A 24720-nucleotide genomic window follows, 5' to 3' on the forward strand; every position below is an offset into this window, starting at 1 on the left:
AATTTTTAACCTCAGGAAGGAATTATCCGTTTGGAGGACCGCCACCTGGAGGGCCACCACCTGCAGCAGAAGTACCACACTGGCTTATAGAATTTGTTGCAAGTTCACCTTTAAAGTCTGGTCCAATCGTATAAGGATAAGCTGGCATTAATGTGCCATCTGCATCTTGTGTTAACGTAATATGGTAGTGGTAACCTTTACCATCGTTAGTATCATGGCCATTATGTTTATCTAACTGAGCACCTGTTACTGTTTCGTTAGCAAAGTAGTAATCTTCGTAAAAATAACCATCATCTGCCGCTAAAACGTTACCAGATAAAGTATTAACATCTTCACCAATAGCTGGACCATTTGCTACAGTTTCAACACCTTGAGAAATATCAGCCGGGTCAACTAAAATACAGCTTCTTTCGCCTTCAGTACTACAACCACCTTCACTTGCATCTAAACCGTAGTCACGAATTTTCCAGCCACTTATCGCTAAAGTATTCTCACTTTCATATGGTCCATAAAGTGGGTAACCGTCGGCAGCAAAACCGTAAATAGGAGAATGAGCATCGCTGCTATCACCTACTAAGGTAGCTAAACAGCTAGTATAAAAATGATGATGATAATCACCTTGTGCCGCATGACCACCACAAATATCAACATCGTACTGTTCAGCAACAGGTGCTAGGCTATACCAAACGTTATTGCCTTCGCTCATGCCATCGCCCCAGTTATAAATACTGGTACCATTAACCATCAAGCCAATTTTACCTAAACCGGTTTCACACGCTTCTTCAGTTTCGTCTATTACTGTTGGCTCTGCAGGAAAGTAAGCTTGAGTTGTTTGTTCAGTAGGACAACCTGGACCTGGAGGCCAGTAACCATCACCGCCTGTATCTAAACAGTTTTCAGTGCTACTGTTGTAACCAATGTCTTCACCAAAGGTAACCACTTGCCCAGCTACGGCTGAAGTGCTGCCAGAGCTAAAATCTGTAGCTGCTTTCGGACGTTGATTAAGTTGTTCAACAATAGATTCGGTAATAGTTACGTCGTATTTAGGAATACCTGTTGTTTCAACATACGCATATTCAACATCAAGGCTATCTTCAACTACAGTAACCATTTCAGCAACTTGTACGTTTACTAAGACGCTACCTGAGGTTGAAGCGATTTTTTCAGAGCTGGTTTCATTGTTAATTATCCAACTTGATAAACTTGATACAGTAGTTGTGGTTTGCGGAGTAACAATAATATCAACACTATCAGATACAACCGCATTAGTGCCGTCATCTACTGTTAATTCAAATGTAAGTACTTCTTGGCTTTCAAGCTCAGGAGCTGTAAAAGTAATGGTAGTACTATCAACTTGATTTATCGTAACAGTGGTGCCAGACGTTTGACTCCAGGTTGTAACGACTTCGTCATCATCTGAGATAGACGCAGTAATAGTCACTTCTTGGGCTGATACAACTGTTTGCTCGGCTCCAGCATCTACTACAGGTATTTCATTAATAACTTCCACTGGTACTGTTGAATCAACTGAATCACTTGAATCACTACCACCACAGGCTGTTAATCCCAAAACAGAAATTAATGCCAACATCAACATTGATTTTTTCATACAAATTTTATCTATAAAGGTAACTTATAGAAAGTGTATCTATAAAATGTGCAAACAATGTGGAAATAAGAAAATAAATTATGATCGGTCATTAAATTTAACTATTTAGAACAAATAACTTATTCTCAGTATGCTGGGTGTAGCGCCAAAGTAGTCAGCAAAGTAATCGATATAGGCTAACAGTAATTAGTGCCATCTTTAACATTGGACTTAGGGGAACTTCTATCACTTACCTAATTCTCTATAAGATAATAGGCTTTACGAGTGTAATATCTTAGCGTGCTAACTAAGAGGTAGGGTTATTTTCAGATGAAAGAGCCCGAGCTTTACTTTTAGCTCTTTTTTTTCTTTGCTCTTTTTTACTCGCTAGCACTACAGTATTTATAAATTCGGCTGATTTTTGGCTTGGATTATAAGCAATTTCAATAGTATTACCGTTATATTCAATAATATCACCGTGGCGAATTTTTTTACGTTTTTGAACGACAACTTTTTTATTTACTGAAACATTGCCTTCACTGATCATGGTTTTAGCTTCGCCGCTACTGCCAACCATATTGGCTATTTTAAGTAATTGAAAAAGTTCTATCGGTTCAACACAAATGTCGAAAGTTGAGTGTTCAGACATGAAATACGCCTAATGATTTTAAATAATAAGATTGCTGATATTCTAACATGTATTAAATAAAACTCATATTAAGGAAACTTTATTATGTTGAGCTAAAATATACGGTAAACACATTATGTAAGAATACGGAAAAACAATAATTTTGCCATTTAAAAATAAATATTATCGGCAGTTTTTAACTTATTGCTGTCATTAAAGTTTACTTAAACTTAAGATTAAAACCTCAGTTATATTAAGCGTTTTGTACACGTATAATTTGATTTTCAACATCAATTAAGTGACCGGTTTTGAGCCACACTTTTGCGCCTTCCTTTCCCGCTTTAGCATTAATTTCACTATTTACAGGAACACGTAACCAGCTATGCTTTGTTAAAGTGTCTGTTTGCTCATCTAATGATCCTGACAATACAAGTAATTCAGCGCCTTTTGCTACATCAAGTGTTATTTCAGCACCCGGTTCAAAATGTAATAAACTCACTTCTTCAATAGGGTCTTTATACAAAGGGGTAATATGTATCCCCTTAAAACCTTCAAGTGAAACACTGCCCATAAAATTTGTTTGTAAGCGTACATGCGTTCTATCATCAGGCTGAAACTGCCATAACTTTACTAACATAACGCAACCCATTTCCGAACTTGGTTGATGTTTTGATTGCGGTGGGTTTCTTATATAAGAGCCAGCAGGAAAACTACCGTGTTCATCTTGAAATACACCATCAAGCACAATAAATTCTTCACCACCCGTGTGAACATGAGGTGAAAATTCACTACCGGGCGCATACCTTACTATAGTTGTCGCGCGAGCAACTTCAGCGCCTACTCTATCAAGTGGCCTTCTATGTACACCCGGCATAGGTGATTCAATCCATTCCAGAGAGTCGCTATGCACAACAACACGTTGACTAAAATCTGCAGCAATTTTCATTTTTGATTCCTCAATTTAATTAACCTAACCTAAGCTCAGCTCAACTTAGTTAATAAAAACAAAAGGTCGATAAACATCGACCTTTTCTGTGTATTTCACTATTGACGATTAAGTCATATGGAAGAAACAAAGTTTATTTCCATCTAAGTCATAAACATATGAACCATAGAAGAAATCAAAACGCTGTCCAGGTTCACCAGCATCAGTAGCGCCTAATTCAATTGCTTTATTATAAAGCGCTTTTGCACCCTCAATAGAGCCACCAGGAATAGCAACTTGCTGTCCATTACCACAACTTTGTTCATTGTTATCATGAGGAATACATACAGCTAACATTGCCCCGCCAGCGTCTGTTCCATAAAATTTAATTCTATCCATTTCCATAACTCTTTTACCGCCAACTAGCTCAAGTAAAGCATCGTAAAAAGAAACAGCTTTGTCTAGGTCTTTTGAACCAATAGTAGTATATCCAATCATTGTTAGTACCTTCATTTTATAAGTTAAGTGATTAAATATATTTGTAGGTTTTTAATTGAATAACCTTATAAATACATTTTATTTCGAACGAGTGGATATTATCTACCTACCAGTAGGTAGTCAACGATTTATTTTAATTAGTTTTTAAAAAACACTTAAAAATCCCAGTAAGACAAAACATAACAACATGATTTAAAGGTTAATTTTATTATTTTATAAAAATTAAATAATTATTTAATTTTTCAAGCAGAGGTTAAGATAGGCTAATAATTAGCAATAAAAATTGACATTCTCTTAAACTAAGCTCACGATGCAACCAAACTACCACCCAGTAGATAGGTGGTTTTTTTAGATGAATTAAAGAGAATGTTATGAAATATAATAAAGATATTATTAGTACGCGTTTTACAATACATACCGCTTTTACGATGGTCAGCACGAAATAAAAATACGACACCAAGACAAAGTATAGAAACAAAAAACTTATGCTTTTTTTAATGTTTGCTATCCATAGTGCCACCAAGCCTGACTAGCTTGATTACGTTAATAAAATTAATGTAATCAACTGCAATTTCTTCAACGTAAAATGCCTTGTAATGGACTATCTACTGTTAGATAATTGCCCGTCCAGTCATAGGAAGATGATCATGAGTAAAAAAGAAGAACTCTTAAAAGTCGCTGAAAATAAAGTACGTCAAGGCGGTTACAACAATTTTAGCTTTAGAGAAATTGCCAATGAAGTAGGCATTAAGAGTGCCAGTGTGCATTATCACTTTCCTACAAAAGCTGACTTAGGCGCTGAGCTAGCACATCAATATACAAACGCTTTTTTAGCGGCATTAGGTGATGTTGACGACATTAAAGCAAGAGGCGAAAACCCAATTGATGTTTACACACAAATTTTCAAAGGTGCTTTATTAACTGATGACAAAATGTGTTTATGTGGATTATTAGGAGCTCAAAACGAAAGCTTGCCAGAAAAAGTGCAAGTTGAAGTAAAACGCTTCTTTGATAAAAACTTAACCTGGCTTAATGCTGCACATACCGCTAATGGCGAAGCTAACCCCGCTCATGCTGCAATAACCACAGTAAGTTTACTTGAGGGTGCAATGATGATCAGCAAAGCCCTAAACGACCATAGCTACTTTACACTTGCGACTCAATAATTGGCATACTGAATCACACAAAACCCCACGGATCCAACGTTTATTGACCCCCTTCATCGTCATCCTGAACTTGATTCAGGATCTTAATCGTTATGCTGTTACCGTTGGGGGTTCCGTATTAAGTGACTTGCTATATTCCAACACGTTATACTTAAACGTATTAATATACTCATTAAATAGATTCAAAATCCTCAAAGAAGGTATTGGTAAACCAGGACCTCTATGACATGATTCTAATGACTCAGCTCCGATGTTATTACTGCACATAACGCTAATACTAAAAATTTGTTTACCTACCCTTTGCTGCATACCAAGAGATTAAATGATGACGTTAGATTCAACAAATAAAGAATATAACCTGTTAGCACAATGTATAACATCGCTTAATAGTGTTAATTTTTCACAACAACTAGTTGAATTTATTGATTCTTTTATCGACTATGATTGTCTGCTTATTCTTGGTTATCGACAGGGAAAACACCCCATCTACTTGTATGACTCTATTGATTCTAAACGAGAGTTACTTTTTCAGCGTTATTTAATAAATTCATTTGTTTACGACCCGTTTTATATTGCCTTAACCCAAAATAATATTGAAGGCGTATATAGCTTACAAGACGTTATCTCAGATATTGGGGAATATAAAAACTATCAACAAGAGTTTTACTACGAAACCAATTGGCAAGATGAATTAGGCTTAACGGTGCGTATTGATGAAGCACGATGGGTTGTTATTTACTTTGGCTACACGCAGACAGAAAAAAAATTTACCGAACAGCAAAAGCAACAATTAAAAAATCGTTACCCGCTAATACAAGCGTTATGTCATCAGCATTGGTCACATGACACCTTTGTTTTAGGCAGCTCTAAACACAGTAATATCAGCCAAGCGATCAAGGAAGGAGTCGCGACTTTTGGTAAAGATCTACTAACGTTAAGAGAGCAAGAAATAACAGCGCTATTAGTACAAGGGTATGACTCTAAAGATGTTTCCGCGCATTTGTCGATAACCATTGGTACCGTGAAAAACCATCGTAAACGCATATATTCACAGCTCAACGTTGCTTCGTTAAGTGAATTATTTCAGTTGTTTTTAAATCATATCGCTCGCAATTAATTCTCTTCTCTATCCCTTTAGGGACATTGTTGAGGTGTATTAACTTCTTTAACCTAGCTTTACTCATTACTTAAATAAAACAGTTAAAGCTAGAGTAAAAATATGACCACTCAACTATTGAACGATATATCCCAACGCGGTTTAATTTCTCAGATCAGCCAGCAAGAAGAGCTTGGTAACCTATTACAAACACCGCAAGTGGTTTATTGTGGCTTTGATCCAACAGCAGGAAGTTTGCATATTGGACACTTAGTGCCGTTGCTGATGCTAAAACGATTTCAAGATGCTGGCCATCAATGTATTGCCTTAATTGGTGGCGCAACAGGCTTAATAGGCGATCCAAGCTTTAAAGCCACAGAAAGGTCATTAAACACCAAGCAAACGGTTCAACAATGGGTTGATGCATTGTCTGCACAAATACAAGGAGTAATGACGGCACATTTAGCACAACCGCTAACCATTCAAAACAATGCCGACTGGATTGGCTCAGTGAACATACTCGATTTCTTTCGCGATGTAGGTAAGCATTTCTCCGTTAACGCCATGATAAATAAAGAGTCGGTCAAACAACGATTACTGCGTCCAGAGCAAGGACTTTCGTTTACGGAATTTAGCTACTCATTACTACAGTCTTTTGATTTTGCGGAGCTAAATAAACGTTTTGGCTGCTCTTTACAAATAGGCGGTAACGACCAATGGGGCAATATTGTGAGTGGTATTGATTTAACTCGTCGCCTTAATAAAGCTAAAGTGTACGGATTAACGCTGCCACTCATTACTAAATCAGATGGCACCAAGTTTGGTAAAACCGAAGGTGGCGCAATCTGGCTTGATCCAAGCAAAACTTCACCTTATGCCTTTTACCAGTTTTGGTTAAACACCGACGATGCCGATGTATACCACTTCCTACGTTACTACACCTTCTTGTCTAATGAAGAGATTGATGAAATTCAACGTACCGATCAATTAAGTAAAGGCAAACCTAAAGCACAGCAAGTATTGGCCGAACAACTCACGCATTTTGTACATGGTGAAGTGGGGTTAAACAGCGCAATGCGTATCAGTTTGTCACTATTTAACGGCAATGTGCAGCAATTAAGCTTATCAGAGCTAACACAACTTGAACTAGACGGGTTAGACGTTATCACTGTCGATCACAATAGTGATATATGTGACTTGTTAGTTACCGCTAAGCTTGCTAATTCAAAGCGTATTGCTAGAGAGTTGATAAGCAATAATGCCATTAAAGTGAACGGCGAACGAATCGACCATGTAGAGGCATCGTTAGACTTTCCACTCTTTGACCGTTTTTGGATTATCCAACGCGGCAAAAAGCAATTTAAGCTGATCAAAAAACAGTAATTTAGTGATTGTTAAAAAGACAAGACTACTACTGCAACTATAAACATATGATTTGAGTGCTAAAACACTCAGATCAGATCTTAGCAACTGCATATTACTTAGCACCTTAAACTATTTTCACCTGTCTACTGATAAAGCACTAATTAAACAACGTTAACCACCGCCGAGTAAAAACAACAAAAATCCTTTATATCAGAAACTTAAACTGTATCGAAATTTTTTCATACTTTAGTTGAGAACGAATAAGTGTTAACTGTTGCTAATACAAATACAAAAAGTTTTTAAACTAAGTTGACTTTAACATACCGATAGGTACAATACACTCAATCGACCGATACCGATCGGTACAAATTAATATAGATCAATACAAATAGGAAAATATTATGACAACATTAACTACGCACACAATTGAATCAGCACCAGCAGCAAGCAAGCCATTATTAGAAGGCTCTGTAAAGGCATTCGGCATGTTACCAAACTTGCATGGCGTTTTAGCAAGCTCTCCTCAAGCACTTGAAGGCTACCAAATACTTCACAAATTATTTGGTGAAACATCATTTGATGCAGAAGAGTTAACGGTTGTTTGGCAAGGAATTAATGTAGAGCACGGCTGTCACTACTGTGTACCTGCACATACAGGTATTGCTCATTCAATGAAAGTTGCACCTGAGTTAACAGAAGCGTTACGTAATCAAGAATCAATGCCAACAGCTAAGTTACAAGCATTATTAGATATGACACTTATTATTGTGCGTAATCGTGGTAATGTAACGCAAGAAGAATTAAATAAGTTCTACGAAGCTGGCTATGGTGAACAACAAGTTTTAGAAATCATATTAGGCCTTGCTCAAAAAGTTATTAGTAACTACACAAATCACATTGGCAATACACCTGTTGATGATGCATTTGCACAGTTTGCTTGGACTAAAAAGTAAGACTAAAAAGCATATTTAAGTTTAGGAGTGACGATAATGTTAGAGCAATATATACCACCCGAAATTTGGACTCATGACGCTGAAAGTGGCGGTAAGTGGGCCAGTATTAATCGTCCCGTTTCTGGGGCGACACATGAAAAAACCTTACCTATTGGGGAACATGCGTTACAGCTGTACTCCATGGGTACGCCAAATGGCCAAAAAATAACAATCATGTTAGAAGAGCTATTAGCACTAGGTAAAGATGCACAATATGATGCTCACATGATTAAAATTGGTGAAGGTGATCAATTTTCATCGGGTTTTGTAACCATTAATCCTAACTCTAAAATTCCAGTGTTAGTTGATAGCAGCTACGCAACACCGCTTCCTGTTTTTGAATCAGCTTCAATTTTAGTGTACTTAGCAGAGAAGTTTGATGTTTTGTTACCTAAGGACATTGTTAAGCGCGCACAGGTGATGAATTGGTTATTTTGGTTACACGGCTCGGCACCTTATTTAGGTGGTGGTTTTGGACACTTCTATAGTTATGCACCAGAAAAATTTGAATATGCGATTGATCGTTTTACCATGGAAATTAAGCGACAGTTAGATGTGTTAGATAAACAGCTAGCCAACAATGAATTCATTGCGGGTGATGAGCTGAGTATCGCCGATATTGCAACGTGGCCATGGTATGGCAACCTAGTTTTAGGAGAGCTTTACAGCGCTAAAGAATTTCTGCAAGCAGAAGACTACACACATGTTCAACGTTGGGCAAAAGCAATGTTAGCTCGCCCAGCTTTTCAACGTGGTCGTATCGTCAATAAAACTTGGGGAGAAGCGTGGGAACAGCTTGAAAATCGTCACAACGCTGAAGACATTGATAAGGTGTTAGCGCTACAGCCTAAATAACCTGAGTTTTTAATTTCGCTGAAAATATAGAACAATAAATAAAAGGGCAAACAACAGTAATGTTGTTTGCCCTTTTTTGTATCTGCCGGTTTGTCGCTGTGAAAATACAGCTACAACCTATGCCGATGAACTCTTAACTATAAACTATAAACTATGAGCTGGTATCTAAACCTTTATAGCTAAGCGTGTCTACCTAAGCCTTCTATACCTAAGAAGGTTGCCCAAGTATCTTGTCAAACTCTGGTCTTTAACAAACCCATAGTAACGAAATAATAATCAGAACAAAATAAGGAAACAATAGCGGCTCAAAAGCTATTCAACGTTAATTTTTTGCTTACCTGCTCACTATATACAGTGTCATTAGTTTTGGGCTTAATGGGTTGTTAATACCAATCTCACTAGCTATGTGATCATTTCTACTTGCTAAAATCACCAACGACATCGTTATTTATTTAATAATCAGAACAACTAGTTCTTGAAATGAATGCCCTATCTTTGGCAATTTTTTCTACGTATAAAATTGTTCACTTAATTAATGAAACGGGTATAACACGCGAATGTTAACTATGTTGATAAGAGTACAGACTATGAAAACAAAAAAAACCGGCTAATGCCGGTTTTTATTATGTTAAACAAGTTTTAAAAAGGTTACTTACAGAACCATTGTGTTTTTAAGTTTGTTCAACGCATTTTTCTCTAATTGACGAACACGCTCTGCAGAAATTTGATATTTGTTTGCCAAATCTTGCAATGTTGTTTTGTCTTCTGCTAACCAACGCGTTTTAATAATGTCTTGGCTACGTTCATCTAATGCGACTAGTGCCGTAGATAAACGTGTATTAGCGTGGTCTTCCCAGTTAGCATTTTCTACTTCAACCGCTAAATCTGATTGTTTATCTTCAAGATATAACGCTGGAGAGAAGTTACCTGCACTCGCGCCATCATCGTCGTCTGAAGATAATTCAAATGCTTGGTCATGGCTACTCATGCGATTTTCCATTTCCAACACATCTTTGGTGCTTACACCTAATGTTTCAGCAACTGTATTTACTTCATCGTTACTAAACCAACCTAAACGTTTTTTGTTTTTACGTAGGTTAAAGAATAATTTACGTTGTGCTTTAGTTGTTGCTACTTTTACTATGCGCCAGTTTTTTAAGACAAACTCATGAATTTCTGCTTTGATCCAATGAACAGCAAATGATACTAAACGTACACCTACTTCAGGATTAAAGCGCTTAACCGCTTTCATTAAGCCAACGTTGCCTTCTTGTACTAAATCGGCGTGTGCTAAACCATAGCCTGAATAACCTTTCGCTACATGAATAACAAAGCGTAAATGCGACATAATAAGTTTTTGCGCCGCTTTCAAATCGTTTTCTTCATAAAGGCGAGTTGCGAGATCTTTCTCTTCTTCAGCGGTAAGCATTGGAATGCTATATGCTGATTGCATGTAAGACTCAATACTGCCGCTACGTGGTACTGTTAGTTGCATTGTATTACTCATTATAAATAACCTCTATTTTTTGTACTCAAAAATTTTTATTCTTCGTCTTTTTTTTCACTCTGAATTATAACATAAATCAGGCTGGTTAACTACAAACGCCTTACCAGCAAAGATGAGCGATGACAAACATTAGCTTAATAGATAGGGCAAAACAAGATGATCTTTCAATAATTTTATGAAATATTTGTTAAAAAGTGTGTTTTTCTTATTTTTATTTTAAAAATCAGAAAGATAACGGGTTAACTAATGGTGTGTAAAATTGGGGTTAATCGGCATTAGGTTCAATAGCGCGTATGTGTTTACGTACCGAGATATAGCTACCAGCCAAACCTAAGGTAACCGCTATCGCTATTAACAATAAAGCTTCATTAAACGCTAAGCCCTGTAATTGAAAATTACTTTGATATAAATCGGTTAATTCACTGATAGAGCCAGTTAAATATTGCGCCAGTATTGCGACTGACAAGCAAGATAATAATCCACCAAAAACCCCATACCACATGCCACTATACAGAAAAGGTCTTTGGATAAAGCTGTCTGTTGCGCCAACAAGTTTCATTACAGCAATCGCATCTTTTTGGTTCAAAATTGCTAAACGAATAGTGTTACCTACAATTAATACCACCGACATACATAATAGCAAAGCAACGCCAATCACAATATCTTCTATAAGATGTGCTACAGCTTCTAGGCGTGTTAGCCATTCTAAATCAAGCTTCCCTTGATCAACTTCACGTTCCTGCTTTAGTTTTACTAATAATTCATTAGCAGCACTGGCTTGACTAGAACGTTCAGTAGGCGAGACTAAAATGGTTGCTGGTAAAGGGTTTTCATCTAAATATTCTAACGATTCACCAAAACCAGATAATATTTTAAACTCTTTCAGCGCTTGCTTAGCAGAAATATAGCGAACGTCACTCACGTCAGAATATAACTTAATACGTTTTACTAGGTTCTCTGCACTTTTTTCTGTAGTAGATAGCTTTAAAAATAGTGTGATTTGTGACGCACTGTCCCATTGCTCACTCACTTGCTGAGCATTTTTTACAAACAAATGTAATGTTGCTGGTAAGGCTAAGCTAATACCTAAGACAAACACGGTCATTACTGAGGTAAAAGGTGTTCGCCATAAGTCGCCTAAGCTACCCACAGCTTGTTGTAAGTGACGAATAGGTAAGCTTAATAAGCGTCTTAAAAATGAAGTTCGCTGACTTAAACCACTTGAATGCAAGTTGTTACTCATAAGCCACTCCTTGTGCTTGTAAGCCCTCAACAATACCATCGTTAATCATGGTACCTTCTTTTAATGTTAAGGTGCGGTATCTCATACGAGCGATTAAGCCAAGATCATGTGTGGCGATAAGTACAGTAACGCCTGCGGCATTAAATTCTTCAAAAAGACTGATGATATCAAGCGACAGTTTAGGGTCTAAATTACCGGTTGGTTCATCGGCAAGTAAAATTGGGGGTTTATTAACAATAGCACGAGCAATACCTACTCGTTGCTGCTCTCCACCTGATAGCATATGAGGGAAACACTTTAGTTTTGCACTTAAATGTACTTTATCTAGGGCTGTTTCAACACGTTTTTTAATTTCTCGGTGACTGACGCCTTCAATAATTAATGGCAATGCAACATTATCAAAAATAGTTCGGTCTTTGAGCAAGTTATGACTTTGAAAAATCATACCAATGCCCCGTCGAACATAGGGGATTTGATTATACGTAATGCTAGCAAGTTCGGTGTTATTGACTAATATGCTGCCCGAACTTGGCTTTTCCATCATAGAGATTAGCTTTAAGAGTGTACTTTTACCTGCACCTGAATGACCTGTTAAAAAAGCCATTTCTCCAGCTTCTAGATCGAAGTTCACTTGTTTTAGCGCAAGAAAACCACCAGGGTAAGTTTTGTTAACATTATTAAAGCTAATCATAATTATTGTTTTTTAAGCATATTTTTAAAAAAGTCTCGTTTTAGTTTATTACTCTTTCACAAACAAAGCATCAATAAAATCATTGCCATTAAATGGACGAAGATCATCGATACCTTCACCTACACCTAAATAACGAATAGGAATATCATGTTTATCCGCAATAGCGAAGACAACACCACCTTTCGCAGTTCCGTCTAACTTGGTAACGGTTAAGCCAGTTAAACCAACGGCTTCATCAAATAATTTAGTTTGACTTAATGCATTTTGACCTGTGCCAGCATCAAGCGTTAGCATAACTTCGTGAGGAGCATTTACATCGAGTTTTTTCATTACTCTGACGACTTTTTTTAGCTCTTCCATTAAGTGGGCTTTGTTTTGTAAACGCCCTGCCGTGTCAGCAATAATAATATCAATCTTACGTGCTTTAGCAGCACTTATGGCATCAAAAATTACCGATGCACTGTCTGCACCCGTATGTTGGGCAATAACTGGAATGTTGTTACGATCACCCCATACCTGCAATTGCTCTACCGCTGCGGCTCTAAACGTATCACCTGCGGCTAACATAACCGATTTTCCTTCGGCTTGAAATTGTTTCGCTAGCTTACCAATAGTTGTTGTTTTGCCTACGCCATTAACACCAACCATTAGCATAACAAATGGTCCATCGCTTTCAGGAATAACTAATGGTTGATCAACTTTATCAATAACCTTTTTTAATTCTACTTTCAATAATTCGTAGAGTGCTTCAGCATTTTTTAACTGCTTACGATTAGCGCTTTGCGTTAGTGAGTCAATGATTTTCATGGTAGTTTCAATACCAATATCAGCCAGTAACAAGTGAGTTTCTAGCTCTTCAAACAAATCATCATCAATTTGCTTGCCTCGGAACAAGTCAAATAAACCACCACCTAAATTGTGACGCGTTTTACTTAATCCCTTTTTTAGTCGAGCAAAAAAGCCAAGCTTCTCTTCTTCGATAACGGCTGGAGCTTCTACTGCCTCAGGCGCTTCTAATATTTCAGGTTCACCTTCTGATTCATCAAGCGGCTCAGTTGTTGCTATCACTTCCTCAGCAACAGGCAATTCAACTTCGGTAGAAACTGGTAATTCTGCCGCTACTTCTTCCGGTGTAAAAGACTCAGGTTCTACTTCCTTTGGCTTGACCGGTTCTAGCTCCACAGCTTTGGCTGTAATAGGCTCTGGTACTACTACCTTAGGTGTGAGCAACTCTGGCTCTGGCTCTGGCTCTGGCTCTGGCTCTGGCTCTGGCTCTGGCTCTGGCTCTGGCTCTGGCAGAATATCTTCAACCTTTACTTCTGCCTTAGCAACAACTTCCTCAGTAACATTAACTTCAGCAGCTTCATTAATTATTGGTTTATCAATAGCTTCTGATTCTACAGTCGCTTGTTCTTCAGCCGTACTACTTTCATCAACAGCTTCTTCTTTTGCCTTGCGACCAAAACCTAGCCACCCAAACATACCTTTTTTCTTTTTAGACACTTTATTTGACCTAACAGTAATTGCTGTATCTAAACGAATTCAACTAAAGGTTTCAGTTCGCTTGGATATCATTATGGTGTAAAATTGCCGCTATATTAGCATTAATAATGATAACTGTCAGCGATATGAGTCAAGGTAAAAAACAACAAAAGAAAAAGGCTGCATCTGGCAGCATTCGTATTATTGCAGGTAAGCATAAAGGTCGAAAATTACCGGTATTAGCTGCAGAGGGTTTAAGACCAACGACAGACCGTGTGAAAGAAACACTCTTTAATTGGTTGATGCCCTATATCCACGGGGCTAACTGTTTAGATTGCTTTGCAGGTGCAGGAAGTTTAGGTTTTGAGGCGCTTTCTCGTGGGGCTGCAAACGTTCATTTAATTGAGCTGAACAAAGAGGCGGCTAAACAATTATCGGCGAATAAGCAATTGCTGAAGTCTGACGATATTGTGGTATGTAATACAGACACCTTAGCATTTTTAAAAACCCAAACACCGACGCCATTTGATGTGATTTTTATTGATCCCCCTTTTCGACAAAACCTAATTTCACAAACCAGTGAGTTATTAAATAAGGGTTGGTTAAGCGAACAAGCACTAATTTATGTAGAAATGGAAGCGGAAAGTGATCAAGCGTTGCCTGGTAATTGGCAGCTATTAAAAGAAAAAATTGCCGGACAAGTTGCTTATCGTTTATATCAAAATAGTTAAAATAAACAATAGCGAGTTTTTATTCACTATTGTTTATTGAGCAGTAACAAGTATTTACGACACTTGTTACTGAATTATTTTTATCAGGTTAAAGCTACCTTTATTTTTTAACTTTAGGTCTTAGCTTGAGATCATGAAAATCAAAACTAAAATCTGTGGCATGAGATACCGCTTTCATTGTGACATATTCAATTTCACCGACTTCATTCAAGTGAAAATTGACAAAAGCGTCAGCTTCAAGGCTTCTATCATCCCAACGTACAATAAAAGTATTGTATTGATAATGCTCTAACTTACCTTTCAACTCAGGTGTGTTAGTAAATTGCATATTAAGTTGGTTGTTTTTATAAGTAATATTAATATCACCATACCAATTGTCAGTATACATTTGTGCATAGGCTTTTAGTCGCAATGAGTGAGAAGAATTTTTATCAACAACATCTGCGGCTTTGGCAAGTCGAACAGTTTCTTTCGCTTTTTTAGCTTGTCGTTTGTCATGAAAATAAGTTACCCAATCTTTAGGTGTCAGCTCAAGGTACTCATTTAATATATCTAAATAAATAGCGTTAAATGCATCACCTGATTGCTGATTCGTTAAAATAACCATGGCTAAATTTTCTTCTGGTACTACAACAACTTTTGACACCATACCCAAGATACCACCACTATGATGGATTAACTTCACGCCATGATAATCCTTTAAAAACCAACCTAAACCATAAGCAGCAAAATGGGTTTTATCTTGTTTAGTCTCAGCCGCAGAAACAGGTAAAATTGTACGCGCTTGCCACATGGCAGTGCTTTGCTCTGCTGAAAACAAGCGAGCTTCTTGATTAGCAATATTCGTATATGCGCCTTTATTTAACTGTGCTTTTAACCAGAGTGTCATATCGTTAACGCTTGATGCGACAGCACCAGCAGAGGTGAATTTTTCTAAGAAATTACCACCAACCACGGTTAGTTCACCGTTTACCGGCACATGCGCTCGTGCAACGTTGTGGTTGTTCTTAGGAATAAGAGAAAACGTTGGACGAGTATTGCTCATTCCTAACGGTGTGAAAATTCTCGTTTGAATAGCTTCTTGCCATGTCATTGAGGTTAACTTAGCAATAATTTCGCCAGCAATAACATACATTAAGTTGTCGTAAGCAAATTCACTTCGAAAACTAGAAACTTGCGGTAAATGTTTTAGCCCTTGAATCACATCAGCATTAGTTAACGTGGTTTGTGGCCAAATCATTAAATCGCCAGCACCTTTACCTAAACCAGAATTATGTGATAATAAATCGATAATGGTAAATTCTCGAGTAACATAAGCATCTGGCATTTGAAATTCAGGGATAATATCAATTACCTTGGTTTCCCAAGTTAACTTACCTTCGTCAACTAGGCTTGCCAAAAGTGCTGTCGTCATCGCTTTCGTGTTTGAAGCAATACCAAATAAAGTATCAGGCGTAACTTTGTCACTTTCGCCTTCTTCAATAACACCAAAGCCCTTGCTCATAACAACGTTGTTATCTTTGATAATAGCAACTGCAACACCTGGAACTTGAAAGGTCTTCATTGCTTTTTCTATTGTCGCTTCAATATTATTGTTTTTTTCTTTCAGGCTACTTGCTTGCGCCGTCAATGATGAAAACAATACTAATACTGTAAGCGTTTTCTGTATTAAGTTCATGTATATACCTAAATTTTTGTAGACTAAATTATACTATTTCAATACCAAGATTAGATAAACCTTCTGACAAAACCATCTCTTTCGCTAACTGACATGAGCGTTTGTTTTCTGCAGCTAACTTTAAAAAATCAAAGAGTTCATCTTGAGTTTCTTTTTCCCATACTGATAAAGGATGTTCGTTTACATCCTCAGTTTTAACGTCGGTTGCACCTTCATCAAGCAGTAGCAGTTCAACGTAATAACTTACGCTGTTATGTGATAGTCGGCTGATGCTTGTAATGTCTTCATGGTCTTTGTCTTTACCGTTAGACTGAATAAGCTGTAATAGAGACATCATCGCCATACAAACATCAAGTGCTGGAAAAACACCAAAAGAATCGAAGGCTTCTGGATCTGGCGTTTGCTCTTCTAATTTATTCAGCTGCGCATTAATATTAATTTTAACTGAGTTGTTTTTATCTAACCATTGCCACACTAAATCAAGTTGATTTCTCAAAATGGCATAATCGCCAAACTGGCTGCTTTCACTAAACATTTGATAGTTAGGTAACATGCGTTCTAATAATGCGCTAGCAAAGGCGACTTGTTGCCAATGACTTAATTTTACAAAGGGGATATGTATAGCCAAATTTTTTCTCATTTATGATAACAGCGAGACAACCATTATAAATGAGCTGCCCTCTTTAGTGGAGGTGTATTTTTTAGTAATAGAAACAAAAAAGGAGCACAAGCTCCTTTTTTAATATTAACTATTCATGTGAATCTAGCTTGCTGCAGCTGCTTCTTGAACAGGAAGAATTTGAACGTTTGACACTTTAGTTTCAGAAGAAAGGTTACGTAATTTAACTAAATTGTTAACTTGCGATAAAGAACCTAACATTGAGTAAATAGGTACAAATAAACCACGTTTATGGAAATCTAGTACTTTATCATCTGATAAGCCTTTTACTTTTTCTTCATTAATAGTGAATATGCCTACTAATTTCTTTTTCTCGCCTGCTGCTAATGTGATGTTTAGCTCAATTTCTTGAAGTAAGTCATTTTCTTGTAATTCTTTAATGAAGTTTTCTGTCATTCTTTCATTATCATACAAACGGCCTAATGCTTTTTGTACGTTAACAAGTACTTCAGACTCTTTACCATCTTCTTCAAATAATGCTAAATCTTTATCTTCGCCTACAAATTCACTATCAACATCAATACAAGCTGTTAATGTGTTTTCTTTCTCTGGATCTAAACCTAGTGAAAAAGGAACCATTGAAATGCTTTGTGGCATTGATAAGGCTGTCCATTTTTCATCTTTTAAAAATAAATTCTCGCCTGCTTCTAAACCTAGCATAGCAACACTGCGGAAACGCTCAGAATCTGGGTTTTTAACGAAAACAAGAGGAAAGCTTGCAGATGCTTGTGCATATTCAGCTGCTGCAACAGGGATAATATTTTGTCCAGCTACGTGTGAGATATTGCGTGTGTTCGAAATTTTTAAGTTTTGATGTTGTTCTTTTCTTACTGGAACGAAATTCGCCATGATTTATTCTCTTGTTTGGTGCTACTATTTATACACTGTTTAAATATAGGGGCACGTTTGTAATAATGTAATTGAATCAGTGAATTTAATTACTGTGTTCTTTTTTGGTATAAGTAAGTTATGGAGGCACCTGTTTTAGCTTTCAATGCTAAATTTAAAATAATTTACTAAAAATTTAATTTTCTGGTAATTATTTACGAAACTTATTATAAAATAAGGACTAATTTATGTTCAAGGTAGGGTTATGATGGTTAATAACATAGTTAAAACATTGGCTTCTTTTACTATACTAATATTAGCAACCTCAGCATTTTCCCAGCCTAAATTTTCACTTATACATCAACGTAATGATCAAAACTTAGCTGAAATACAGATTAAAAACAATACGTTAGAAACTTTAATTTGTTATGTTGCCATTGATGGCCATAAAATATATTTTCGCTTACCCGCCAACCAACCTTCAACTTGGTATAACGCAACAGATCCACGCTATAATTTTAGTAATTTTAGTACCTGGTGTGACTATTTATCTTTGCATCCCAGATATATGCCCAAGAAAAGATAAAAAATATACACGATGACAAACCACACCGCATAATTATGTTATGTGCTCTGACAAATACTCCACAAGTAATCTGATTTTTGGTGATAAGTGGCGATTGTGAGGATAAAGTGCCCATATACCTTCATCAAGCTCTCTCATATTGTCTAACAGTGAAATTAGTTGTCCGTTTTGTAAGTAAGCCTGAACGTAGTAATCAGGTAATTGTACTATTCCCAAGCCTTTAAGAGCTGCATCTACTAGGCTATATCCACTGTTATAACGTAATCTTCCAGTCACTCGGATATTTTTTTCTTTGCCTGCATCGCTAAAGTGCCAATAATCTAAAGTGCCTAACAAGCAGCTATGCTTGCTAAGTTCAGATAAAGAATGTGGTACACCATACTGATTTAAGTAAGCAGGTGAAGCACAAAGGTAGTTGGTTCGCTTGCCTAGTTTTTTAGCCATCATGGTTGAATCAGGTAACTTGCCAAGACGAATAGCCAAATCATACCCTTCTTCCACTAAGTCTATTTTTTGATTACTTAGATTTGCATAAACCTCTACATCACTATATTTTTTTACAAAATCATTTACCAAAGGCATTATTTTTTGTTCGCCATAGGTTGTTGGCGCTGTGAGTTTAATTTTTCCATGGGGCCTTGATTGCAAGTTAGAAATAGCGCGTTCTGCTTCATCCAAACCATCAAGAACACTGCGACAGTGCTGATAAAAAACACGCCCTTCTTCTGTTAATGAAACTTTGCGAGTGGTGCGATAAAACAATTTTGTATCTAAACGAATTTCTAACGCACTCACTTGTCGACTTACTTGCGCTGTAGAAATGGCCAATTTTTTTGACGCTTTGGTGAAACTCTCTGTTTCTGCAACATGAACAAACTCGCTAATACCTTCCCACTTCATTATTGTTACCTGTGTGTAAAAGTGATTTACAATAGAGGCATATTATCATCGCTGAAGAAACAAATATAATAGATGTTACTTTCGCTAGACAACAATCACCAACAAAGCAGTGAGAATTAACATGTCAGATAAATTTATTAAATCAAAAGCCGCTATTGCCTGGGGTCCTAAACAAGCCCTGTCAATTGAAGAAATCGATGTAATGCTACCTAGAAAAGGTGAAGTATTAGTTAAAGTGATTGCGTCTGGCGTATGCCATACCGATGCCTTTACTTTATCGGGTGAAGATCCTGAAGGCATTTTTCCGGTAATTTTAGGCCATGAAGGCGGCGGTATTGTTGAGCAAGTAGGCGAAGGCGTAACCAGCGTTAGTGTGGGCGACCATGTTATTCCGTTATACACACCAGAATGTCGAGAGTGTAAATTTTGCTTATCTGGTAAAACTAACCTTTGTCAAAAAATAAGAGAAACACAGGGAAAGGGCTTAATGCCAGACGGTACAACCCGCTTTTATAAAGACGGACAACCAATTTTTCATTATATGGGCTGCTCTACCTTTTCTGAATACACCGTATTACCCGAAATATCATTAGCAAAAGTTAATAAAGAAGCACCATTAGAAGAAGTTTGCTTATTAGGTTGTGGCGTTACCACAGGTATGGGCGCGGTAATGAATACAGCAAAAGTTGAAGAAGGCGCAACAGTCGCTATTTTTGGCCTTGGCGGTATTGGTCTTTCTGCCGTTATTGGTGCAACCATGGCAAAAGCCAGTCGTATTATTGTTATTGATATTAATGAAAGTAAATTTGAATTAGCGAAAAAATTAGGGGCGACTGATTGTATTAATCCAAAGAACTTCGATAAGCCAATTCAAGACGTTATTGTTGAATTAACTGATGGTGGTGTTGACTACTCTTTTGAATGTGTAGGTAACGTTAACTTAATGCGTTCAGCGTTAGAGTGCTGCCATAAAGGTTGGGGTGAATCTGTCATTATTGGTGTTGCAGGTGCAGGACAAGAAATTTCAACGCGTCCGTTTCAATTAGTGACTGGTCGTGTATGGCGTGGCACTGCTTTTGGTGGCGTTAAAGGTCGTACAGAATTACCAGACTATGTAGAGCGTTATTTAGCAGGTGAGTTTAAATTAAGTGATTTTATTACCCATACAATGAGCCTTGAAGAAATTAATGAATCGTTTGAATTAATGCACAAAGGCGAAAGTATTCGCAGTGTTATCCATTTCGCTAAGTAACCCTTTTATTATAGTCCACATTTACTCGCTCTTTTGTTATTTAAAATGAAGTCTAAAATGAAAGAGCAGTACAGTAAGGTTTTAACATGACCATTGAAAACTTAAGTGTAAATAAAAGCTTTGGCGGTTGGCATAAGCAATATAGTCACCGGTCTAGCACGTTAAATTGTAACATGCGATTTGCTATTTACTTGCCTCCACAGGCATCAAATGGCGAAAAAGTTCCAGTATTATATTGGCTTTCTGGGCTGACATGCTCTGATGAAAACTTTATGCAAAAAGCAGGGGCGCAACGTATAGCCGCAGAGTTAGGTATTGCCATTGTAGCCCCTGATACTAGCCCTAGAGGTGACAATGTCGCAAATGATACCGGTTATGATTTAGGGCAAGGTGCTGGTTTTTATGTCAACGCAACGCAAGCACCTTGGAATAGCCATTTTCACATGTATGATTATGTCGTTAATGAATTACCTAAACTGATAGAGTCTACCTTCCCAGTAACAGATAAACGTGCAATATCGGGGCACTCTATGGGCGGGCATGGCGCATTAACTATCGCGATGTTAAACCCTGAACGTTATCGTTCAATGTCGGCGTTTAGCCCTATTTGCAATCCTGTAAACTGTCCTTGGGGACAGAAAGCATTTACCGCTTATTTAGGTAAAAATAAAGCAAATTGGCAGCGACATGACGCAAGTGAATTAATGCGAGTTGCAGAGCACTTTGTTCCCGCTAAAGTAGATCAAGGCGGAGCAGATGACTTTCTTACAGAGCAGCTAAAACCAGAATCATTAACACTGGCAGCACAAGTAAGTGGTTACCCTTTAGATCTACAGATGCACGAAGGTTATGACCATAGCTACTATTTTATTGCGAGTTTTATTGAGGAGCATCTGCGTTTTCACGCAAACTATCTAAAAAAATAACTATCACTATCAACTGCGTTGTGGCTTTTAAAAGCCACAACGTTATTTTAGACCAAACGATTGACTAACCACGTCAATTATTAACCAAGACGGTGTAAAGCACAGATCTTGTTACCCGATGGATCTTTAAGATAAGCCAAATAAAGTTGAGTTTCTCCTAACCCTCTAACGCCTGGTGCATCTTCACAAGCAACACCCCCATTAGCAATACCTGCAGCATGCCATGCATCCGCCTGTTCAGGGGAGCTTGCAGCAAAACCGATAGTCGTCCCATTGCCATGGCTAGCATCGCCACCATCAATAGGTTTAGTTAAGGCGAAAATTCCCGTTTCTGTAAAATAGAAACAACGGCCTAATTCGTCTATAACGCCTGCTTTATGACCCAATTCACCTAAAATAGCATCGTAAAATACTTTTGATGCAGCTATGTCGTTGGCACCTATCATAATATGACTAAACATTTTCTCCCCTTTTTTTAAGTTAAATAAAAAAATAAAGAATAGCACTAAAACGAATCAAGCAATCTATTTTTCTCTTTTTAAATAATACAAAAAAAAATGAACTAATTCATTTTATCTTAAGTTGATTACCTTAAGAGTATTGCTCTAAAAATAGTTATGATATAACATATCATATTAGAATTTATACCACTGGAAATTAAGATGCTCAAAATATCACGAGTAGCTGCCCTAATTGGTTTGCTACTACCTACAAGCTTAATGGCACAATCAATACAAGGCGAAGTAAAAAACAGTAATGGCGAATCTATCGCTGGTGCAACTGTTCGCGTTGAAGGCACAAATACAGTAACGGTTACCGATAAAAATGGTCATTTCTCTTTGAAAGATCTTACTTCTGGTATGAATGAATTTCATATTACCGCGACAGGTTTTGCCCATTTACATCAAGATATTGTTTTATCCGACGATAAAATGAAAACAGTCAGTTTGGTACTAGAACGCTCACCTATTGAAGTCATTGATATAGTTTCCACCCCTATGCATATGTCGGTAATGGAATCAGCAGCACCCGTTAGTGTACTAAGTGGCGAAACCTTACGTCGCCAACAAGCTGCAACTTTAGGTGATAGCCTTGAAAAGTTACCTGGTGTGCAAAGTAATTTTCATGGCAATGTGGCGAGTACGCCTATTATCCGTGGCTTAAGTGGTCCGCGTGTGATGATTGCACAAAATGGTTTAGATGCGAGCGATGTATCAAGAGTAGGGCCAGATCACTCTGTGGCATCGGAAGCGTCTACCTCTCAACAAATAGAAGTACTTCGTGGTCCTGCTACTTTATTTTATGGTAGTGGTGCCATTGGTGGTGTAGTAAACGTAGTTGATGGACGCGTACCATCAGACAGCACGACTAAAGGCGAATGGCTACTTGAAACCAACTCTGTTGATGATCGTAAATTAGCTTCATTTAATGTAACCACGGGCACCGAATCATTTGGCTTTTATGCAGATGGTTACTGGCGTGAATCAAATGACTACGAAGTACCTGTAGAAGCCGAGTTAGAAGAAGATGATGGGCATGACCATGATGAAGATGAACATAGTTCTGGTGATTATACTGTCGACAGCAGCGCTGAAGAGTCGAATGGTTTTACCTTAGGAACAAGTTACTTGTTTGATGAAGGTTATGTTGGTGTTGCTGTTGAACAATTCAATCGTAAATACGGTGTTCCAGGGCATTCTCACGGCGATGAAAAAGTTTATGCTGACTTAGAGCAAACACGTGTGCAATTGTTGGGTGAATACAATTTTCAAAATAAATTCGTTAAAAAAGTAAAATTAGCGTCTGGTTTTACTGACTATGAGCATGCTGAAATTGAAGGCGGTGCAGTAGGGACATTATTTGAGAATCAAACTCAAGAAATTAAGTTGGATTTAACTCACAACATTTTATACAACTGGAATGGTGGTATTAGCTTTCATTTTAAAGATAGTGATGTTGCCGCGCAGGGAGAAGAAGCTTTTACCCCACCATCAAATACCCAAACCTTCGCTGCAGCCTTAATGGAAGAAAGACATTTTGGCGATTTTTTAGTGCAATTGGGCGCTCGTATTGAGCATGTTAAGTTAACAGCCGATAATGTATTACTGCCAACGCTCGATGCACATGCTCACGATGAAACCGAAGAAGACGCTCATGATCATGGCCACGAAGAAGAAGCTAGTGCTACAAGAGTATTCGCTGTTGAGCAAACGTTTACCCCAGTGAGTATATCAGCAGGTTTAGTGTGGGATTTTACCCCAGGTTATAACTTAGGCTTGTCACTTTCTCGCTCGGAACGCGCACCATCAGCGTCTGAATTAATGTCATTCGGTCCACATATCGGTACTGCTTCATACGAAGTAGGCGCATTATTTTCAACCAATACTGATAATGGCTTAATTGGGTTATCTAATGAAGTTATTGATCTAGAAACAGCCAACAATATCGACTTAACGTTCAGAAAAACTCAAGGTGAAGTCGCCTTTGTATTTAATGCTTTCTACAACCAAGTAGACAATTACTATTATCAAAATGATACGGGACTTTATGCGGAAAGTGGTCATGACCATGGTGAAGATGTGCACGATCATGATGAACATAGCGATGAATTACCTGTTTACATATTTCAAACAGATGATGTAGTACTGCATGGTTTTGAAGCGCAAGTGGCTTGGCAAGTAAGTAATACTTTCAAAGCGACGGTATTTTCTGATTATGTTCGCGCTAAATTGAAAGACGGCGGTAATTTACCACGTACACCACCGCTTCGCTTTGGTAGTCAATTCAGCTATGAAAATGAACAACTTAGCGCACACCTTGATATCACTCGTTATCAAGATCAAAGCGATACAGCTGAATATGAAACGTCAACCGATGGCTATACCTTGGTAGATGCTAGTGTGTCTTACGATTTAGGCATATTGAATCATGATGTTGCGCTGTACTTAAAAGCTACAAACTTAACCGATACAGAAGCACGCGTGCATACGTCATTTATTAAAGATATTGCACCACGTCCAGGTCGCAGCTTTGCACTGGGCATTAGAGGCTACTTCTAAAAAAAATAATAATACTAATTTGATTATACCAACCGAGCTAATTAA

General features: G+C 37.6%; 23 protein-coding genes. 10 read left to right on the forward strand and 13 right to left on the reverse strand.

From position 1 onward, the window contains the following. Window positions 1-22: 22 nt before the first annotated feature. The 4 genes from GQS55_RS19320 to GQS55_RS19335 all read right to left on the reverse strand — a co-directional run bounded on the left by GQS55_RS19320 (window position 23) and on the right by GQS55_RS19335 (window position 3639). A complete protein-coding gene (locus GQS55_RS19320; protein WP_159822278.1) occupies window positions 23-1609 on the reverse strand; it encodes a YHYH protein in 1587 nt (528 codons plus the stop codon). A gap of 286 nt (window positions 1610-1895) precedes the next feature. Further along, the gene (locus GQS55_RS19325; RefSeq protein ID WP_159822280.1) at window positions 1896-2237 is read right to left on the reverse strand and encodes an RNA-binding S4 domain-containing protein; all 342 of its coding nucleotides are present in this window, start codon (window positions 2235-2237) and stop codon (window positions 1896-1898) included. Window positions 2238-2469: 232 nt separating this feature from the next. After that, window positions 2470-3162: a cupin domain-containing protein gene (locus tag GQS55_RS19330; RefSeq protein ID WP_159822282.1), complete on the reverse strand. Its 693-nt coding sequence runs from the start codon at window positions 3160-3162 to the stop codon at window positions 2470-2472. Between the two features lie 108 nt (window positions 3163-3270). After that, window positions 3271-3639 (reverse strand): VOC family protein, encoded by a 369-nt coding sequence (locus tag GQS55_RS19335; protein ID WP_159822284.1) that lies wholly within the window; start codon window positions 3637-3639, stop codon window positions 3271-3273. Between the two features lie 647 nt (window positions 3640-4286). Here GQS55_RS19335 and GQS55_RS19340 point away from each other — a divergent pair. From GQS55_RS19340 to yghU, 5 genes are all read left to right on the forward strand, one after another. Continuing rightward, window positions 4287-4805 (forward strand): TetR/AcrR family transcriptional regulator, encoded by a 519-nt coding sequence (locus tag GQS55_RS19340; RefSeq protein ID WP_159822286.1) that lies wholly within the window; start codon window positions 4287-4289, stop codon window positions 4803-4805. 322 nt (window positions 4806-5127) lie between these two features. Then, complete coding sequence (locus GQS55_RS19345; RefSeq protein WP_236559703.1) at window positions 5128-5922, forward strand: helix-turn-helix domain-containing protein; 795 nt, start codon at window positions 5128-5130, stop codon at window positions 5920-5922. Window positions 5923-6024: 102 nt separating this feature from the next. Next, entirely contained in the window at window positions 6025-7284 is a 1260-nt protein-coding gene (tyrS, locus tag GQS55_RS19350) for a tyrosine--tRNA ligase (protein WP_159822288.1), read from the forward strand. 383 nt (window positions 7285-7667) lie between these two features. Beyond that, a complete protein-coding gene (locus GQS55_RS19355; RefSeq protein ID WP_159822290.1) occupies window positions 7668-8219 on the forward strand; it encodes a carboxymuconolactone decarboxylase family protein in 552 nt (183 codons plus the stop codon). A 36-nt stretch (window positions 8220-8255) separates the two neighbouring features. Next, window positions 8256-9113, forward strand: coding sequence for a glutathione-dependent disulfide-bond oxidoreductase (gene yghU, locus GQS55_RS19360; RefSeq protein WP_159822292.1), 858 nt, complete (start codon window positions 8256-8258; stop codon window positions 9111-9113). A gap of 652 nt (window positions 9114-9765) precedes the next feature. Here the strand turns inward: yghU and rpoH are convergent. The 4 genes from rpoH to ftsY form a co-directional block, all read right to left on the reverse strand. Then, window positions 9766-10620 carry an RNA polymerase sigma factor RpoH gene (gene rpoH, locus GQS55_RS19365; protein ID WP_159822294.1) on the reverse strand — a complete coding sequence of 285 codons (855 nt, stop codon included), beginning with the start codon at window positions 10618-10620 and terminating at the stop codon, window positions 9766-9768. Window positions 10621-10885: 265 nt separating this feature from the next. Continuing rightward, a complete protein-coding gene (ftsX, locus tag GQS55_RS19370) occupies window positions 10886-11863 on the reverse strand; it encodes a permease-like cell division protein FtsX (protein WP_159822296.1) in 978 nt (325 codons plus the stop codon). After that, window positions 11856-12554 carry a cell division ATP-binding protein FtsE gene (gene ftsE / locus GQS55_RS19375; protein WP_159822298.1) on the reverse strand — a complete coding sequence of 233 codons (699 nt, stop codon included), beginning with the start codon at window positions 12552-12554 and terminating at the stop codon, window positions 11856-11858. Before ftsE ends, ftsX begins: the two co-directional genes overlap by 8 nt. A 48-nt stretch (window positions 12555-12602) precedes the next feature. Then, on the reverse strand, window positions 12603-14036 hold the full coding sequence (ftsY, locus tag GQS55_RS19380) for a signal recognition particle-docking protein FtsY (RefSeq protein WP_159823041.1): 1434 nt from the start codon (window positions 14034-14036) through the stop codon (window positions 12603-12605). A 128-nt stretch (window positions 14037-14164) separates the two neighbouring features. Between ftsY and rsmD the strand changes: the two genes are divergently transcribed. Beyond that, window positions 14165-14767: a 16S rRNA (guanine(966)-N(2))-methyltransferase RsmD gene (rsmD, locus tag GQS55_RS19385; RefSeq protein ID WP_236559704.1), complete on the forward strand. Its 603-nt coding sequence runs from the start codon at window positions 14165-14167 to the stop codon at window positions 14765-14767. Between the two features lie 100 nt (window positions 14768-14867). On the opposite strand, the gene GQS55_RS19390 is transcribed toward rsmD, so the two are convergent. The 3 genes from GQS55_RS19390 to GQS55_RS19400 all read right to left on the reverse strand — a co-directional run bounded on the left by GQS55_RS19390 (window position 14868) and on the right by GQS55_RS19400 (window position 17973). Beyond that, window positions 14868-16445 carry a serine hydrolase gene (locus tag GQS55_RS19390; RefSeq protein WP_159822300.1) on the reverse strand — a complete coding sequence of 526 codons (1578 nt, stop codon included), beginning with the start codon at window positions 16443-16445 and terminating at the stop codon, window positions 14868-14870. A gap of 28 nt (window positions 16446-16473) precedes the next feature. Then, on the reverse strand, window positions 16474-17085 hold the full coding sequence (locus tag GQS55_RS19395; protein ID WP_236559705.1) for a YjaG family protein: 612 nt from the start codon (window positions 17083-17085) through the stop codon (window positions 16474-16476). A gap of 123 nt (window positions 17086-17208) precedes the next feature. Beyond that, window positions 17209-17973, reverse strand: coding sequence for a SapC family protein (locus GQS55_RS19400; RefSeq protein ID WP_159822302.1), 765 nt, complete (start codon window positions 17971-17973; stop codon window positions 17209-17211). Between the two features lie 244 nt (window positions 17974-18217). On the opposite strand from GQS55_RS19400, the gene GQS55_RS19405 reads away from it, so the two are divergent. Further along, window positions 18218-18538, forward strand: a complete 321-nt coding sequence (locus GQS55_RS19405) for a hypothetical protein (RefSeq protein ID WP_236559706.1) — start codon at window positions 18218-18220, stop codon at window positions 18536-18538. Window positions 18539-18571: 33 nt separating this feature from the next. On the opposite strand, the gene GQS55_RS19410 is transcribed toward GQS55_RS19405, so the two are convergent. After that, window positions 18572-19438, reverse strand: a complete 867-nt coding sequence (locus GQS55_RS19410) for a LysR family transcriptional regulator (protein ID WP_159822304.1) — start codon at window positions 19436-19438, stop codon at window positions 18572-18574. Between the two features lie 121 nt (window positions 19439-19559). Here GQS55_RS19410 and GQS55_RS19415 point away from each other — a divergent pair, with 121 nt between their 5' ends. Further along, window positions 19560-20690 carry an S-(hydroxymethyl)glutathione dehydrogenase/class III alcohol dehydrogenase gene (locus GQS55_RS19415; protein WP_159822306.1) on the forward strand — a complete coding sequence of 377 codons (1131 nt, stop codon included), beginning with the start codon at window positions 19560-19562 and terminating at the stop codon, window positions 20688-20690. A gap of 86 nt (window positions 20691-20776) precedes the next feature. Beyond that, complete coding sequence (gene fghA, locus GQS55_RS19420; RefSeq protein ID WP_159822308.1) at window positions 20777-21616, forward strand: S-formylglutathione hydrolase; 840 nt, start codon at window positions 20777-20779, stop codon at window positions 21614-21616. A gap of 80 nt (window positions 21617-21696) precedes the next feature. Here the strand turns inward: fghA and GQS55_RS19425 are convergent, their stop codons facing one another. After that, window positions 21697-22077 (reverse strand): VOC family protein, encoded by a 381-nt coding sequence (locus tag GQS55_RS19425; RefSeq protein ID WP_159822310.1) that lies wholly within the window; start codon window positions 22075-22077, stop codon window positions 21697-21699. Window positions 22078-22278: 201 nt separating this feature from the next. On the opposite strand from GQS55_RS19425, the gene GQS55_RS19430 reads away from it, so the two are divergent. Further along, window positions 22279-24675 carry a TonB-dependent receptor gene (locus tag GQS55_RS19430; RefSeq protein WP_159822312.1) on the forward strand — a complete coding sequence of 799 codons (2397 nt, stop codon included), beginning with the start codon at window positions 22279-22281 and terminating at the stop codon, window positions 24673-24675. Window positions 24676-24720: the final 45 nt, after the last annotated feature.

This window comes from Colwellia sp. 20A7 (assembly GCF_009832865.1).
In the GTDB taxonomy this organism is placed as follows: Bacteria; Pseudomonadota; Gammaproteobacteria; order Enterobacterales; family Alteromonadaceae; genus Colwellia.

What these genes read in the sequence shown, in the direction of transcription:
- GQS55_RS19320 (WP_159822278.1), bottom strand. Translation starts at nt 1,609, where the DNA reads ATGAAAAAATCAATGTTGATGTTGGCATTAATTTCTGTTTTGGGATTA.
- GQS55_RS19325 (WP_159822280.1), bottom strand. Translation starts at nt 2,237, where the DNA reads ATGTCTGAACACTCAACTTTCGACATTTGTGTTGAACCGATAGAACTT.
- GQS55_RS19330 (WP_159822282.1), bottom strand. Translation starts at nt 3,162, where the DNA reads ATGAAAATTGCTGCAGATTTTAGTCAACGTGTTGTTGTGCATAGCGAC.
- GQS55_RS19335 (WP_159822284.1), bottom strand. Translation starts at nt 3,639, where the DNA reads ATGATTGGATATACTACTATTGGTTCAAAAGACCTAGACAAAGCTGTT.
- GQS55_RS19340 (WP_159822286.1), top strand. Translation starts at nt 4,287, where the DNA reads ATGAGTAAAAAAGAAGAACTCTTAAAAGTCGCTGAAAATAAAGTACGT.
- GQS55_RS19345 (WP_236559703.1), top strand. Translation starts at nt 5,128, where the DNA reads ATGATGACGTTAGATTCAACAAATAAAGAATATAACCTGTTAGCACAA.
- tyrS (WP_159822288.1), top strand. Translation starts at nt 6,025, where the DNA reads ATGACCACTCAACTATTGAACGATATATCCCAACGCGGTTTAATTTCT.
- GQS55_RS19355 (WP_159822290.1), top strand. Translation starts at nt 7,668, where the DNA reads ATGACAACATTAACTACGCACACAATTGAATCAGCACCAGCAGCAAGC.
- yghU (WP_159822292.1), top strand. Translation starts at nt 8,256, where the DNA reads ATGTTAGAGCAATATATACCACCCGAAATTTGGACTCATGACGCTGAA.
- rpoH (WP_159822294.1), bottom strand. Translation starts at nt 10,620, where the DNA reads ATGAGTAATACAATGCAACTAACAGTACCACGTAGCGGCAGTATTGAG.
- ftsX (WP_159822296.1), bottom strand. Translation starts at nt 11,863, where the DNA reads ATGAGTAACAACTTGCATTCAAGTGGTTTAAGTCAGCGAACTTCATTT.
- ftsE (WP_159822298.1), bottom strand. Translation starts at nt 12,554, where the DNA reads ATGATTAGCTTTAATAATGTTAACAAAACTTACCCTGGTGGTTTTCTT.
- ftsY (WP_159823041.1), bottom strand. Translation starts at nt 14,036, where the DNA reads ATGTTTGGGTGGCTAGGTTTTGGTCGCAAGGCAAAAGAAGAAGCTGTT.
- rsmD (WP_236559704.1), top strand. Translation starts at nt 14,165, where the DNA reads ATGATAACTGTCAGCGATATGAGTCAAGGTAAAAAACAACAAAAGAAA.
- GQS55_RS19390 (WP_159822300.1), bottom strand. Translation starts at nt 16,445, where the DNA reads ATGAACTTAATACAGAAAACGCTTACAGTATTAGTATTGTTTTCATCA.
- GQS55_RS19395 (WP_236559705.1), bottom strand. Translation starts at nt 17,085, where the DNA reads ATGAGAAAAAATTTGGCTATACATATCCCCTTTGTAAAATTAAGTCAT.
- GQS55_RS19400 (WP_159822302.1), bottom strand. Translation starts at nt 17,973, where the DNA reads ATGGCGAATTTCGTTCCAGTAAGAAAAGAACAACATCAAAACTTAAAA.
- GQS55_RS19405 (WP_236559706.1), top strand. Translation starts at nt 18,218, where the DNA reads ATGATGGTTAATAACATAGTTAAAACATTGGCTTCTTTTACTATACTA.
- GQS55_RS19410 (WP_159822304.1), bottom strand. Translation starts at nt 19,438, where the DNA reads ATGAAGTGGGAAGGTATTAGCGAGTTTGTTCATGTTGCAGAAACAGAG.
- GQS55_RS19415 (WP_159822306.1), top strand. Translation starts at nt 19,560, where the DNA reads ATGTCAGATAAATTTATTAAATCAAAAGCCGCTATTGCCTGGGGTCCT.
- fghA (WP_159822308.1), top strand. Translation starts at nt 20,777, where the DNA reads ATGACCATTGAAAACTTAAGTGTAAATAAAAGCTTTGGCGGTTGGCAT.
- GQS55_RS19425 (WP_159822310.1), bottom strand. Translation starts at nt 22,077, where the DNA reads ATGTTTAGTCATATTATGATAGGTGCCAACGACATAGCTGCATCAAAA.
- GQS55_RS19430 (WP_159822312.1), top strand. Translation starts at nt 22,279, where the DNA reads ATGCTCAAAATATCACGAGTAGCTGCCCTAATTGGTTTGCTACTACCT.